Source organism: Pandoraea nosoerga, assembly GCF_902459585.1.
Lineage (GTDB): Bacteria > Pseudomonadota > Gammaproteobacteria > Burkholderiales > Burkholderiaceae > Pandoraea > Pandoraea nosoerga.
This window is the reverse complement of record NZ_CABPSC010000009.1, coordinates 137,044-149,854: the sequence shown is the minus strand read 5'-3', so window position 1 is coordinate 149,854 and position 12,811 is coordinate 137,044. Positions and strand designations below refer to the sequence as shown.

Annotated in this window: 11 protein-coding genes; 6 read left to right on the top strand and 5 right to left on the bottom strand. The window is 65.8% G+C overall.

The annotated features are described in order from the left end of the window. Window positions 1-2: 2 nt before the first annotated feature. The 3 genes from PNO31109_RS13170 to PNO31109_RS13160 all read right to left on the bottom strand — a co-directional run bounded on the left by PNO31109_RS13170 (window position 3) and on the right by PNO31109_RS13160 (window position 3,492). Window positions 3-1,235: an HlyD family secretion protein gene (locus PNO31109_RS13170; RefSeq protein WP_150555956.1), complete on the bottom strand. Its 1,233-nt coding sequence runs from the start codon at window positions 1,233-1,235 to the stop codon at window positions 3-5. A 92-nt stretch (window positions 1,236-1,327) separates the two neighbouring features. Then, window positions 1,328-2,845, bottom strand: coding sequence for an efflux transporter outer membrane subunit (locus PNO31109_RS13165; RefSeq protein ID WP_150555955.1), 1,518 nt, complete (start codon window positions 2,843-2,845; stop codon window positions 1,328-1,330). A 116-nt stretch (window positions 2,846-2,961) separates the two neighbouring features. Next, on the bottom strand, window positions 2,962-3,492 hold the full coding sequence (locus PNO31109_RS13160; protein ID WP_150555954.1) for a MarR family winged helix-turn-helix transcriptional regulator: 531 nt from the start codon (window positions 3,490-3,492) through the stop codon (window positions 2,962-2,964). 278 nt (window positions 3,493-3,770) lie between these two features. On the opposite strand from PNO31109_RS13160, the gene typA reads away from it, so the two are divergent. Together typA and PNO31109_RS13150 are read left to right on the top strand one after the other, a co-directional pair. Continuing rightward, window positions 3,771-5,591 (top strand): translational GTPase TypA, encoded by a 1,821-nt coding sequence (gene typA / locus PNO31109_RS13155; RefSeq protein WP_150555953.1) that lies wholly within the window; start codon window positions 3,771-3,773, stop codon window positions 5,589-5,591. Window positions 5,592-5,844: 253 nt separating this feature from the next. Further along, window positions 5,845-6,957, top strand: a complete 1,113-nt coding sequence (locus PNO31109_RS13150; protein WP_150555952.1) for an enoyl-CoA hydratase/isomerase family protein — start codon at window positions 5,845-5,847, stop codon at window positions 6,955-6,957. Between the two features lie 158 nt (window positions 6,958-7,115). Here the strand turns inward: PNO31109_RS13150 and PNO31109_RS13145 are convergent, their stop codons facing one another. Together PNO31109_RS13145 and lexA are read right to left on the bottom strand one after the other, a co-directional pair. Continuing rightward, window positions 7,116-7,544: a hypothetical protein gene (locus PNO31109_RS13145; RefSeq protein WP_150555951.1), complete on the bottom strand. Its 429-nt coding sequence runs from the start codon at window positions 7,542-7,544 to the stop codon at window positions 7,116-7,118. A gap of 233 nt (window positions 7,545-7,777) precedes the next feature. Continuing rightward, window positions 7,778-8,431, bottom strand: a complete 654-nt coding sequence (lexA, locus tag PNO31109_RS13140) for a transcriptional repressor LexA (protein ID WP_150555950.1) — start codon at window positions 8,429-8,431, stop codon at window positions 7,778-7,780. Window positions 8,432-8,679: 248 nt separating this feature from the next. On the opposite strand from lexA, the gene PNO31109_RS13135 reads away from it, so the two are divergent. From PNO31109_RS13135 to PNO31109_RS13120, 4 genes are read left to right on the top strand one after another with little or no spacing between them, the layout of a single operon-like run. Further along, on the top strand, window positions 8,680-9,720 hold the full coding sequence (locus tag PNO31109_RS13135; protein WP_150555949.1) for a sulfate ABC transporter substrate-binding protein: 1,041 nt from the start codon (window positions 8,680-8,682) through the stop codon (window positions 9,718-9,720). A gap of 24 nt (window positions 9,721-9,744) precedes the next feature. Beyond that, window positions 9,745-10,608: a sulfate ABC transporter permease subunit CysT gene (gene cysT / locus PNO31109_RS13130; protein WP_150555948.1), complete on the top strand. Its 864-nt coding sequence runs from the start codon at window positions 9,745-9,747 to the stop codon at window positions 10,606-10,608. 20 nt (window positions 10,609-10,628) lie between these two features. Then, the gene (cysW, locus tag PNO31109_RS13125) at window positions 10,629-11,534 is read left to right on the top strand and encodes a sulfate ABC transporter permease subunit CysW (protein ID WP_241013946.1); all 906 of its coding nucleotides are present in this window, start codon (window positions 10,629-10,631) and stop codon (window positions 11,532-11,534) included. Window positions 11,535-11,591: 57 nt separating this feature from the next. Then, on the top strand, window positions 11,592-12,668 hold the full coding sequence (locus PNO31109_RS13120) for a sulfate/molybdate ABC transporter ATP-binding protein (protein WP_150555946.1): 1,077 nt from the start codon (window positions 11,592-11,594) through the stop codon (window positions 12,666-12,668). Window positions 12,669-12,811: the final 143 nt, after the last annotated feature.

Sequence of the window (12,811 nt, the reverse complement as noted above, 5' to 3'; positions counted from 1 at the left end):
ATTTACAGGGGACGAGCGCGAGCCGGCTGATTGCGCGTGTCGTTGGCGCTGCCCGAAGCGAGCGGGGCGCCAGCGTTCTCGGTAATGATCCTGGCGACGATGTCGTCGGCGTCGTGCCCGACCTTGTCGTAGACGTCGGTCGAGTACACCGGCAGCGCGGGCGCTTCGCCCAGTTCCTTGCCGTCGGTGTTGCGCACGTTCACCTTGACCTGCATCGACAGGCCGACGCGCAGCGGATGCTCCTGGAGCTGCTTCGGATCGAGCGCGATGCGCACCGGCAGGCGTTGCACCACCTTGATCCAGTTGCCCGTGGCGTTCTGCGCCGGCAGCAGCGAGAATGCGCTGCCCGTGCCCGCCGAGAAACCGGCGACCGTGCCCTTGTATTCGACCGACGAGCCGTACACGTCGGCCGTGAGCGTCACGGGCTGCCCCACGCGCATGTGCGCGATCTGCACTTCCTTGAAGTTGGCGTCGACCCACACCTGGTTGAGCGGTACCAGCGCCATGAGCGGGGCGCCCGTGGCGACGCGCTGGCCGACCTGCACCGAGCGCTTGGCGACGTAGCCGTCGACCGGCGCCGGGATCGTGGTGCGGGCGTAGTCGAGGTACGATGCGCGCACCTTTGCTGCGGCCTGCTGCACGTTCGGGTGCGTGGTCACCGACGTCTTGTCCGTCAGCGCCTTGTTCGACACGAGTTGAGCGCGCGCCTGTTCGAGCGCGGCGCGCGCGGCCTTCACGGCGTCCTGCGCGTGGGCCAGTTCTTCGCGCGACACGGCGCCCGTGGCGATCGCCATCTCGCGACGCTTCACGTCGGCCTGTGCCTTGGCGAGCTCCGATTCGCGCATCGCGACGGTGGCGGCATAGGCGTCGTTGTTCACGAAGTACGTGCGCACCTGGCGCACCGTCTGCGCCAGATTCGCCTCGGCTTGCAGCAGCGCCACGCGCGCGTCCGTCTGATCGAGCGTGACCAGCGGCTGGCCGGCCTTGACCATTTGCGTGTCGTCGACCTTCACGCCGGTGACCGTGCCGGCCACTTGCGGGGTGATCTGCACGACGTTGCCCGCGACGTAGGCGTCGTCGGTGTCTTCGTAGTAACGCGCGTACAGCGCGTAGTAGGCGCCGTAGCCAATGGCCGCGATCGCGATCACGGCCGTCAGCGTCAGCATCATGCGGCGGCGCTTGCCATTGCTCTGAGCCGGCTGCTGGGCAGGCGCTTGCTGTTGGTTCTCACTCATCATTCGCTCCGTACTAATCTCTCAATGTGCTTTGACGTTGTCTTGTCTGTCTTTCGTATCTTTCGTGTCTTGCGAGTCGGTCCGGGCCGCGCTCAGTGCGTCTGCGCGGCGTCGCCCTCGGCCTGGGCGGGGCGCTCCTGCCCCACGACGAGGCCGGCAGCCTGGGCGTCGAAGCCGCCGCCCAGCGCCTTGATCAGACCGATCTGCTGATCGCGGCGAGCGCTCTCGATATTCACGCGCGCCTGTTCCTGCGCCAGCAGCGACGATTCGGCGGCAAGCACGGTCAACTGCGGCGCGAGACCCGCCTTGTAACGGTCGACAGCCAGCTCGTAGGCGCGTTGCGCGGCGTCCTGCGCCACGCGCTGCGACACCATCTGCTTGTCGGCAGAGCGGATCGACGACATGCGATCGGCGATGTCGCCCAGCGCCTTGTTGAGCGTGGAGTCGTAGTTCGCCACCGCGCTTTCGTAGGCGGCGTACTGGCCCTTGAGGTTGGCGCGCAGGCGTCCGCCGTCGAAGATCGGCAGCGAGATGACCGGGCCGAACTGGATGTTCTGGCTGCTCGGGTCGATCAGCTTGCCGAGCCCGAAGGTCGAATAGCCGAATGCCGCGTTGAGGTTCACGTCCGGGTAGAAACGCGCCTTCGCGACGTCGACGCCCTTGAGCTGCGCCTCGACGCTCCAGCGCGCCGTGACGATGTCGGGACGCCGGCCGAGCAGGGCGAGCGGCAGGTTGTCGGGCAGCGCCGGCGTGGGCAATTCGGCGAGCTTCGGGCGCTCGATTTCCAGGCCGCGGTCCGGCCCCTTGCCGAGCAATACGCCGAGCTGGTGGCGGGTGAGCAGGATCTGGCCGTCGAGCTGGGCGAGCTGCGTGGCGATATCGGCGGTGTTGCTGTCGGCCTGTTTCTGTTCGACTTGCGTGTCGAGTCCGGCGCGCACGCGATCGGCCGTCAGCTTGCCGAGGCTCTGACGCTGTCGGGCCGTGCGCTCGAGCACGTCATGCAACGCATATTGCTGCGCGAGCTGGTTGTAGGTGCGGGCGACGGCCGTGGCGAGGGCGAGCCTCACTTCCTGGTCTTCGGCTTGCTCGGCGCGCTCGGCCGAGATGGCCTGCGCGCGCGCCGCGCGGTTCTTGCCCCACAGGTCGAGCTCCCACGACAGCGCGGCGGTCAGGTCGCCCTGCGTGAACCAGTTGCCGCCGTAGCCCGGCGGATAGATCGTGTTCTCGGTGAATTTCTGACGGTAGACGTCGCCCGAGAAGCTGACCGACGGCAGCAGCGCCGCGGCGGCGCCTTCGGCCTGGGCCTGCGCCGACTTCAGTCGCGCGGCGGCCATGGCCAGGTCGGGGTTGCCCGCGAGGGCTTCGTCGATCAGCGAAACGAGCTGCGGATCGCCGAAACGCCGGGCCCAGTCGGTGCCCGGCCACTGGCCGCCTTCCGAGGGAAGGCTGCGCTGGGTCTGATACTGATCCGGCGTGCTGATCTGCTTGTCGCTGTGAATGCCGGCGAAATTCGCACAGCCGGCAAAGCCCAGCGTCACGGCCGCCAGACACAGGGCGGAGATCGCTGAGCGGACCCGCTGACGCGGGAGGAACGGTGAGGCCGCTTTCATCGCAAAACCTTTACGAGTGAAGTCTTCTACTGACAATAAACAGGAATCGGGCGATGCCGGGTCCATGAAATAGTGGACCCGGCATGCTTTTTCTTGGAGTGACGGGTCGAGATCGCTTATCCGCTCTCGCCGTTGACGATCACGCGCCGCAGGAGGCTCTTGAGAAAACCCACTTCCTCGGGGGTGAAGCCGCGCAACAGGTGATCGGCGGCGCGCACGAAGATGTCCGGCATGCGGTCGGCCATGGCGTAGCCCGCTTCGGTGGCGCCGAGCTCCACCGTGCGGCGATCCGTCTTGCTGCGCTCGCGCACCAGCAGGCCGTGCGCCTCGAGCCGGTCGAGCAGACGCGTGACGGCGCTCGCATCGATACAGTAATCGCGCGCCAGATCCGCCGCCGTCTTGCTTTTGCCGGTCGCGACCTTGTAGAGCATGGTCGCTTGCGTGCTGGTCAGGCCGTACTGCGAGGTCTCCTTCGTGAGCTCGGCCATGATCAACTGGCGCACCCGAGCGACGAGATAGCCCAGCGAATCGTCGATGTCGTAGGCGTTACGCGGCGCCTCGGCGGCGGCGCTGGCCGCACCGGCATTGCCGGCGGCCCCCGGCGGCGGCGTCGAGGAGGCGGAGAGGGAAACGGACGGCTCTGACATTTTCGTGCTGATGCAATAATTGACTTGTCACGATTATAGCGTCCACTTAATAAAATGCAAGATGATGCAATAGTTGACTAGGCAAATATTTCAACGAAATGTAGACGGATCGCTCTAGTGGAAGGTGCGGTGGGAGGGCGGGGCAAGGGAGCGACGTTTGCGCAAAGTCGGCGGCATGGCCGCGCAAGTCGTTGTTGCATCGCAGAAAAGCCATGACGTGAGACATGCGCAAGTGATAGAATCGCGGATTCTCCAAAGGCTTTTCGAGCACCTCTTTCATGACCCGCGCTCTCCGTAATATCGCCATCATCGCGCACGTCGACCACGGCAAAACCACGCTCGTCGACCAGTTGCTGCGCCAGTCCGGCACCTTCCGCGAAAACCAGCAGATCGCTGAACGCGTGATGGACTCGAACGACATCGAAAAAGAGCGCGGCATCACGATCCTCGCCAAGAACTGCGCCGTCGAATACGAAGGCACGCACATCAACATCGTCGACACCCCGGGCCACGCGGACTTCGGCGGTGAAGTCGAGCGCGTGCTCTCCATGGTCGACAGCGTGCTGCTGCTGGTCGATGCCGTCGAAGGCCCGATGCCGCAGACCCGCTTCGTGACCCGCAAGGCGCTGGGTCTCGGTCTCAAGCCGATCGTGGTGGTCAACAAGATCGACCGTCCCGGCGCACGTCCGGACTGGGTGATCAACCAGACGTTCGACCTGATGGACAAGCTCGGCGCGACCGACGAGCAGCTCGACTTCCCGGTGGTCTACGCCTCGGCGCTCAACGGCTTCGCCAGCCTCGACGCCGACGTGCGCGAGGGCGACATGCGCCCGCTGTTCGACGCGATTCTCAAGCACGTGCCCGTGCGCGAGGCCGACGTGGACGCGCCGCTTCAGTTGCAGATCAGCTCGCTCGACTACTCGACGTTCGTGGGACGTATCGGTATCGGCCGCATCACGCGCGGTCGCATCAAGCCGGGCCAACAAGTCGCCATGCGCTTCGGTCCGGAAGGCGAAGTGCTCAAGCGCAAGATCAACCAGGTGCTGACGTTCAAGGGCCTGGAGCGCGTGATGTCGGATGGCGCGGAAGCTGGCGACATCGTGCTGATCAACGGTATCGAGGACGTGGGCATCGGCGCGACGATCTGCGACGTGGACACGCCGGAAGCGCTGCCGCTGCTGACCGTCGACGAGCCGACGCTCACGATGAACTTCTGCGTGAATACGTCGCCGCTGGCCGGCCGTGAGGGCAAGTTCGTGACGAGCCGCCAGATCCGCGATCGTCTGCACAAGGAACTCAACCACAACGTGGCGCTGCGCGTGAAGGACACGGCCGAGGACTCCGTCTTCGAAGTGTCGGGCCGCGGCGAACTGCACCTGACGATTCTCATCGAGAACATGCGTCGCGAAGGCTATGAGTTGGCCGTGTCGCGTCCGCGTGTGGTGCTCAAGGAAATCGACGGCGTGAAGCACGAGCCCTACGAGCTGCTCACCATCGACCTGGAAGACGATCATCAGGGCGCCGTCATGGAAGAAATCGGCCGCCGCAAGGGCGAAATGCTCGACATGGTCTCGGACGGCCGCGGTCGCACGCGTCTGGAGTACCGCATTCCGGCGCGTGGCCTGATCGGGTTCCAGGGCGACTTCCTGTCGATGACGCGCGGCACGGGCCTGATGAGCCACATCTTCGACGCATACGCGCCGCTCAAGGATGGTTCGCTGGGCGAGCGCCGCAACGGCGTGCTGATCTCGCAGGACGACGGCGCCGCCGTGGCCTACGCCCTGTGGAAGCTGCAGGATCGCGGCCGCATGTTCGTCTCGCCGGGCGACGCGCTGTACGAAGGCATGATCATCGGCATCCACAGCCGCGACAACGACCTCGTGGTCAACCCGATCAAGGGCAAGCAGCTCACGAACGTGCGCGCGTCGGGCACCGACGAAGCCGTGCGTCTGGTGCCGCCGATCGCGCTGAGCCTCGAATATGCCGTGGAATTCATCGACGACGACGAACTTGTCGAAGTCACCCCGCAAACGATTCGTCTGCGCAAGCGCTTCCTGAAGGAGCACGAGCGCAAGCGCGCCGCACGCGAAGAGAAGTAAGCCCGGCGATGGCGACAGCGCGTGGCAGACGTCCGTTCGCTGCGCGCCTGCAACGTCCGTTGGTTGGAAGAAAGCCGGTGCCTTGCGCCGGCTTTTTTTTATTGGCCCATCGCCCGTGATGTGTCCTGTCGGGCGTGCGGTGCCGTGAGCGCCGCGGGCCGTTGATAGCCCCCGAGGGCGCCGTCGCCCGTGCGGTCCGTGGCCGCGCACGACGGCGTTCGTTCCATTGACGATTCTGAAACACTCGCCTGCCATGACCGAATTTGTCCGCACCGAAATCCGTGGTCGCATTGGGTTCATCACGCTCACGCGTCCCAAGGCCCTCAACGCGTTGTCACACGACATGATTCGCGCGATCGCCGCTGCACTGGACCGCTGGCGCGACGATTGCGCCGTCCTCGGCGTGGTGTTGCAAGGCGAGGGCGAGAAGGGACTGTGCGCCGGCGGCGACATTCGCTATTTCCATGAGGCCGTCGGCGCGGGACGCACCGACATCATGGATTTCTTTTCCGATGAGTACCGGCTGAACTACGCCATCGCCACTTACCCGAAGCCCTACATCGCGTTGATGGACGGTGTGGTGATGGGGGGCGGCATGGGCATCTCGCAGGCAGCGGCGCTGCGCATCGTGACCGAAGCGACGCGCATGGCCATGCCGGAGACCGCCATCGGTCTGTTCCCGGACGTCGGCGGCGGCTATTTCCTCGCGAACCTCGCAGGCCATCTCGGCGAGTATCTCGGCACGACGGGCATCGTGTTCGGCGCAGTCGACGCGTGCGAGATCGGCCTGGCCGACGTGGTGCTGCCGCGCGCCTCGTTGCCCGCACTGTGCGAATTGCTGGCAAACGGTCAGTGGCAAGATGCGCAGGCCGTGCTCGACGCCGCCCGCGACTTTGTCCGCGAGAGCCTGCCTCCGGCCGGTCTGGCGCCGGGCAAGCTCGCGCCGTTGCGCGACGCCATCGATCACCATTTCGGGCAGCCCGACATGCCCGCCGTCCTTCGCTCGCTCAAACACGAAGCCCGTTGCGAATACTCGGGCTGGGCGCAGGAGACGGAGGAGTTGCTGCGCGCCAAGCGCTCGCCGCTGATGGTGTGCGTCACGCTGGAACAGGTGCGCCGTGCCCGCAAGCTCTCGCTGGCCGACGAGTTGCGCGAGGAGTGGCTGATGATGCGCAGCGTCTTCAATCTCGACGGCCGCATGGGCGCCGAAGGCGTGGAAGGGATTCGTGCTCTCGTCGTCGACAAGGACCACAAGCCGCGTTGGCAGCACGCAAGCATCGAGGCCGTGACGCGCGCCGACGTGGCGCGCTTCTTCGACGGAGAACGTCGCGGTGCGGATAACCCCTTGCGCGATCTGGGGCTGTGAGCGGGGCGGTGGCTGCCCGTCGCCAACCGGGCGCGGCAGCCGCCGGGGTTGGGTTGTGCCGGCGGCGCCGCCCGCCAGGCCTCAATGGTTGCCACGGCGGCTTGTGTCGCAAGCGGCCAGCCGCCGGCGTGGCGCCGCATAGCTGTGCCGCTCGCGCGTTACACGGCGGCCTGGCAGAACTGCTCGCCGACCGCCTGATCGAGCTTGCGGCACACGTCGGCGATGCTGCCCACCATCACGATATGCGACACGTCGCGATACACCCGCACGCCGTAGCCGCCGTCTTTCTCATGAACTTGCCTGCCAGTTGGCGCTTCTCGGCCGCGGACGTCGCGGGAGGCCTTGGCCGCCTTGCCGGCCGGGCACGCGCGCCGCGCGGTGGCCGCGACGGCGGACGTCAGCGTGCGCGAGAGCGCGGCATTGCGCGTGCGGGCCGGCACGGTATATGAGCGGGCCATGGCCGGTGCGGCAGCAAACGGGCCGGACAGCGCCGAGAGGCCATACACCGCGGACAGCCGTGCCTGCGACGACACTCGAACGCGCGCTTCACCCAGCGACGCGCGCAGCAAACCAAAGAGTCGAGCCATGATGCGATCCTTCTTTCAATGTGGGTCGGAGGGGCGTGTCCGGTTGCATCGCTTCACAAATCACAAATTGCGGGCGCAGCAGGGCACGGGCGCCGGACCCAGCCCGGCGCAAACGGAAATGCCAATCTTCAGGGAGCGGGGCGTACCGCTTGCCGCGGCGCGCCCGGACAGACGCTTAGCGACCGCCTTGGATGCCGCTTGAATGCCGCATCAAGGGGTGCCTGGATATCGCGTCAGAGGTCGTTATTGCGGATCAGGCCGACCGCAATTCCCTCCAGGGCGAAGTCGCCGCTTCCCTCATCGACGCGGATATTCTCGAAATCGGGGTTCTCGGCGATGAGCTCGACCCCGCCCTTGATGCGGTGGAATCGCTTGACGGTCACGTCGTCGCCGATGCGCGCAACGACGATCTGGCCTTCGCGGGCGTCTGCCGCCTTCTGCACGGCAAGCAGATCGCCGTCGAGAATGCCGGCGTCGCGCATCGACATCCCGCGCACCTTCAGCAGGTAGTCCGGCTGCCGGGCGAACAGGTTTGGATCGCACTGGAAATTGCGTTCGATGTGCTCCTGCGCCAGGATCGGGCTGCCTGCGGCCACGCGCCCGACGAGCGGCAGCGACAACTGCATGAGGCCCATGTGCGGCAACGTGAACTGGTGCGAGCCACCCGCTTCGTCCAGGCGCTTGAGGCGGATGCCGCGCGACTGACCCGCCGCCAGCTCGATCACACCCTTTCGCGCCAGTGCCCGCAGATGCTCCTCTGCGGCGTTCGCCGAAGAGAAGCCGAGTTCGGCCGCAATCTCGGCGCGCGTGGGAGGAAAGCCGGTGCGCTCGATCGCTTGTCGGACCAATTCATAGACCTGCTGTTGACGGACGGTAAGTTTGATCATGGCGTCACTGTATGGAAGCACAGGTGACTGTATTTTTGTACAGTGTTTGCAAAAAGGCAAGTGAAAACTTCATGTACTGCATGAAGTGCTTGCGCGAATGCCGCGGTCTCGGGCGCGGGCGTGCCGTCAGCAGGAAATCGCTAATCCTTATTCCGGCATAAACAAAAGAAAAATAATTATTTTTAATTATTTAGTGCCCCCCATAGACTGGCCTCCTACCACGCGTAAGCAAACGAGGAGTGCAAGTCATGAGCAAAGCAGCACGGGGATCGAAAGCTAAGCAGCTGGTGAGGGCGTTCGGGAAACTGGGTGCGGTGGCGCTGGCCGCGGGCATTGCCATTCAGGCGCACGCCGCGAGCGTGTCGCTGCTCAACGTGTCCTACGACCCGACGCGTGAGCTGTACGCCGACTACAACAAGGCCTTTGAAGCGCATTACAGGCAGGTCGCGGGCGATACGGTGAACGTGAAGGCCTCGCACGGCGGCTCGGGCAAGCAGGCCCGCACCGTGCTCGATGGCGCGCCTGCCGACGTGGTCACGCTCGGCATTTCGGCCGACATCGACGAACTGGCGCAGGCCGGCCTCGTGAGCAAGGACTGGCAAAAGCGCCTGCCGGACAATGCCACGCCGTACACGTCGACGATCGTCCTGCTCGTGCGCAAGGGCAACCCGAAGCAGATCAAGGATTGGGGCGATCTCGTCAAGCCGGGCATCAGCGTCGTCACGCCGAACCCGAAGACTTCGGCCGGCGCGCGCTGGAACTATCTCGCCGCATGGCTGTACGCGCTCAAGCAGCCGGGCGGCAATGAGCAGAAGGCGCAGGAGTTCGTCAAGGCGCTGTACAAGAATGTCGGCGTGCTCGACTCGGGCGCGCGCGGCGCGACGACCACGTTCGTCGAGCGCGGCATTGGCGACGTGCTGATCGCCTGGGAAAACGAAGCGCTGCTCTCGGTGAAGGATCTCGGTCCGGACAAGTTCGACATCGTCGTGCCGTCCTCGTCGATCCTGACGGAGCCGCCGGTCGCCGTGGTCGACAAGAACGTCGACAAGCACGGCACGCGCAAGGTGGCCGAGGCCTATCTGCAATGGCTGTACTCGCCGCAAGGGCAGGAGATCGCCGCGAAGCACTTCTATCGTCCGCGTTCGCCGGAAATCGCGAAGAAGTATGAGGCGCAATATCCGAAGCTCAAGCTCTACACGGTCGACGCCGACCTGGGCGGCTGGACGAAGACGCAGGCGAAGCACTTCGCCGACGGCGGCATCTTCGACCAGATCTACACCAAGAAATAACGGCGCGACGAAGGAGACCCTCGCATGAGTACCGCACTGTTTCCTCTCTGGCGCAAGCCGAGTGCCTTGCCCGGCTTCGGCCTGACGATGGGCTACACCGTCGCGTACCTGAGCCTGGTGGTGCTGGTGCCGTTGCTCATGGTTTTCATCAAGGCGAGCTCGCTCGACTGGGCGAGCTTCGTCGCCGCGGTGGGTTCGCCGCGCGTGCTCGCGTCGTATCGCCTCACGTTCGGCATCTCGCTCGCGGCGGCCATGCTCAACGCCGTGTTCGGCTTCATCCTGGCGTGGGTGCTGGTGCGCTACACGTTCCCGGGCAAGCGGTTCGTCGACGCGCTCATCGACCTGCCGTTCGCGCTGCCTACCTCCGTGGCCGGCATCGTGCTGGCGGCCGTCTACGCGCCGAACGGCTGGATCGGCCGCTGGTTCGAGCCGCTCGGCATCAAGATCGCCTTCACGCCGCTGGGCATCTTCGTGGCGCTGACCTTCATCGGTCTGCCCTTCGTCGTGCGCACGCTCCAGCCCGTGCTCGAAGAGTTCGAACGCGAGCAGGAGGAGGCGGCGGCGTGCCTGGGCGCGTCGCGCTGGCAGACGGTGCGCCACGTCATCCTGCCGGCCGTGCTGCCCGCGCTGCTGACAGGCTTCGCGCTGGCCTTCGCGCGCGCCGTCGGCGAATACGGTTCGGTCATCTTCATCGCAGGCAACATCCCGATGGTCTCGGAAATCACCTCGCTGCTCATCGTGACCAAGCTCGAGCAGTTCGATTACGCGGGCGCCGCGGCGCTGGCCGTGGTAATGCTGGGCATCTCCTTCGTGTTGCTGCTCCTCATCAATACCCTGCAATGGTGGCTGCAGAACCGCCATTCGGGTCGGCGCGCCGCCGGCGTGTGATTTCAGGGAACGCTTCCATCATGTCCGATTCACTCGCACTGTCGCCCGCCTTGCCGCACTCGAGCGCCGCACGCCGCGCCGACCCGACCGACGAGCCCGCGCCGGTCAAGGCCGTGCTCATCGGTGTGGCGCTGCTGTTCTTCGCGCTGTTCCTGGTGCTGCCGCTCGTGTCGGTGTTCGTCACCGCGCTCGGCAAGGGCTTTGCCGCGTACTGGGAAGGGCTGACCAACGAGGACGCGCTCTCGGCCATTCGTCTCACGCTCGTGATCGCGTTCATTGCGGTGCCGCTCAATCTGGTGTTCGGCGTGGCGGCGTCGTGGGCGATTGCGCGCTTCGAATTTCGTGGCAAGAGCTTTCTCACCACACTCATCGATCTGCCGTTTTCGGTCTCGCCGGTCATTGCGGGCATGACGTTCCTGCTGCTCTTTGGTCGTCAGGGGCCGCTATGGGCCTGGCTCGACGCCAACAACCTGAAGATCGTGTTCGCGTTGCCGGGGCTTGTGCTCGCGACGGTGTTCGTCACCTTCCCGTTCGTGGCGCGCGAGCTGATTCCGCTCATGCAGGCGCAGGGCAGCGAAGAAGAAGAGGCCGCGCGCGTGCTCGGCGCGAGCGGCTGGCAGGTGTTCACGCGCGTGACGCTGCCGAAGATCAAATGGGGGCTGCTGTACGGCGTGATTCTGTGCAACGCCCGGGCAATGGGCGAGTTTGGCGCGGTGTCGGTCGTCTCCGGCCACATTCGCGGCGAAACCAACACGCTGCCGCTACATGTGGAGATCGAATACAACGACTACCACACGGTGGGCGCGTTCGCGGCGGCATCGATTCTCGCGCTGCTCGCGCTCGCCACGCTCGCGCTCAAGCTGTGGGCCGAGCGCAAGCTGGCGCTGGACAAGGCCGCGCGGCGCGAAGACGCCGTTCAGGCCTGAGCCGCCGCGGCAGCACGGCAACGCGGCAACGCGGCAACGCATCGAGGAGCAAGACGAATGAGTATCCAGGTACAACAGGTTTCGAAACGTTTCGGCGATTTCGCGGCGCTCGACGACGTCAGTCTCGAATTCCCCACGGGCGAGCTCGTGGCGCTGCTCGGGCCGTCCGGCTGCGGCAAGACCACGCTGTTGCGCATCGTCGCCGGGCTGGAGTTCGCGGACGCCGGGCGCGTGGTCCTCAATGGCGAAGACGTCGCCTCGGTTGGCACACGCGAGCGGCAGGTCGGCTTCGTATTTCAGCATTACGCGCTGTTTCGCCACATGACGGTATTCGAGAACGTGGCGTTCGGCCTGCGTGTGAAGTCGCGCCGAGAACGTCTCTCGGACGCGCAGATCCGCGCCAAGGTGCATGAACTTCTGGGGCTGGTGCAGCTTGACTGGCTCGCCGACCACTATCCGGCCGAGCTTTCGGGCGGACAGCGCCAGCGTATCGCGCTGGCGCGGGCCCTGGCCGTCGAGCCGAAGGTGCTGTTGCTCGACGAGCCGTTCGGCGCGCTCGATGCGAAAGTGCGCAAGGAGCTGCGCAGCTGGCTGCGCCGGCTGCACGACGAGTTGCACATCACCACGATCTTCGTCACGCACGACCAGGAAGAGGCGCTGGAAGTCGCCGACCGCATCGTGCTGATGAATCGCGGCAAGGTCGAGCAGATCGGCGCGCCGCAGGACGTGTACGACACGCCGCAGAGCGCCTTCGTGTACGAGTTCCTCGGAGCGGCCAACCGGCTCCCGGGCGAGCTGCGCACGCACGATTTCATCGCGGACGCCGGCGCGTATCGTGTGACGGTGCCGCGCGAGGACCTGCCCGCGCTGCCGCAGGACGGCCGCGCGATCGCCTACGTGCGGCCGCACGATCTCGCGCTGCTGCCCGCGCACGACGGCGGCCCGGGCGTCGACGTGGCCGTGCGTCGCGCGATCCCGCTCGGCGGCACCGTGCGAGTGGAGCTTGCCGCACCCGGCAACGCGGTATGGGAAGCGGAGCTCACGCGCTCGGGCTGGCAGGCGTTGAAGGCGGACGCCGGAGCGACGCTGCGCGCCGTGCCGCGTCAGCTGCGCGTATTTGCGGCGCAGGCATAAGGGGCGGCGCAGGCATATGGGTGCATAGGCGCAAGGGCCGGCACGGGCCAACGCCGGTCGGACGCCCGGCGCGCCCGGGCAGGGCAAGCCGTTCATAACCAAAACAGTCAACACGGACAGACAAGCCATAGGGCGGAGTCACA

What these genes read in the sequence shown, in the direction of transcription:
- PNO31109_RS13150 (WP_150555952.1), top strand. Translation starts at nt 5,845, where the DNA reads ATGACCGAATTTGTCCGCACCGAAATCCGTGGTCGCATTGGGTTCATC.
- PNO31109_RS13165 (WP_150555955.1), bottom strand. Translation starts at nt 2,845, where the DNA reads ATGAAAGCGGCCTCACCGTTCCTCCCGCGTCAGCGGGTCCGCTCAGCG.
- PNO31109_RS13145 (WP_150555951.1), bottom strand. Translation starts at nt 7,544, where the DNA reads ATGGCTCGACTCTTTGGTTTGCTGCGCGCGTCGCTGGGTGAAGCGCGC.
- PNO31109_RS13135 (WP_150555949.1), top strand. Translation starts at nt 8,680, where the DNA reads ATGAGCAAAGCAGCACGGGGATCGAAAGCTAAGCAGCTGGTGAGGGCG.
- PNO31109_RS13160 (WP_150555954.1), bottom strand. Translation starts at nt 3,492, where the DNA reads ATGTCAGAGCCGTCCGTTTCCCTCTCCGCCTCCTCGACGCCGCCGCCG.
- PNO31109_RS13120 (WP_150555946.1), top strand. Translation starts at nt 11,592, where the DNA reads ATGAGTATCCAGGTACAACAGGTTTCGAAACGTTTCGGCGATTTCGCG.
- cysT (WP_150555948.1), top strand. Translation starts at nt 9,745, where the DNA reads ATGAGTACCGCACTGTTTCCTCTCTGGCGCAAGCCGAGTGCCTTGCCC.
- typA (WP_150555953.1), top strand. Translation starts at nt 3,771, where the DNA reads ATGACCCGCGCTCTCCGTAATATCGCCATCATCGCGCACGTCGACCAC.
- lexA (WP_150555950.1), bottom strand. Translation starts at nt 8,431, where the DNA reads ATGATCAAACTTACCGTCCGTCAACAGCAGGTCTATGAATTGGTCCGA.
- cysW (WP_241013946.1), top strand. Translation starts at nt 10,629, where the DNA reads ATGTCCGATTCACTCGCACTGTCGCCCGCCTTGCCGCACTCGAGCGCC.
- PNO31109_RS13170 (WP_150555956.1), bottom strand. Translation starts at nt 1,235, where the DNA reads ATGAGTGAGAACCAACAGCAAGCGCCTGCCCAGCAGCCGGCTCAGAGC.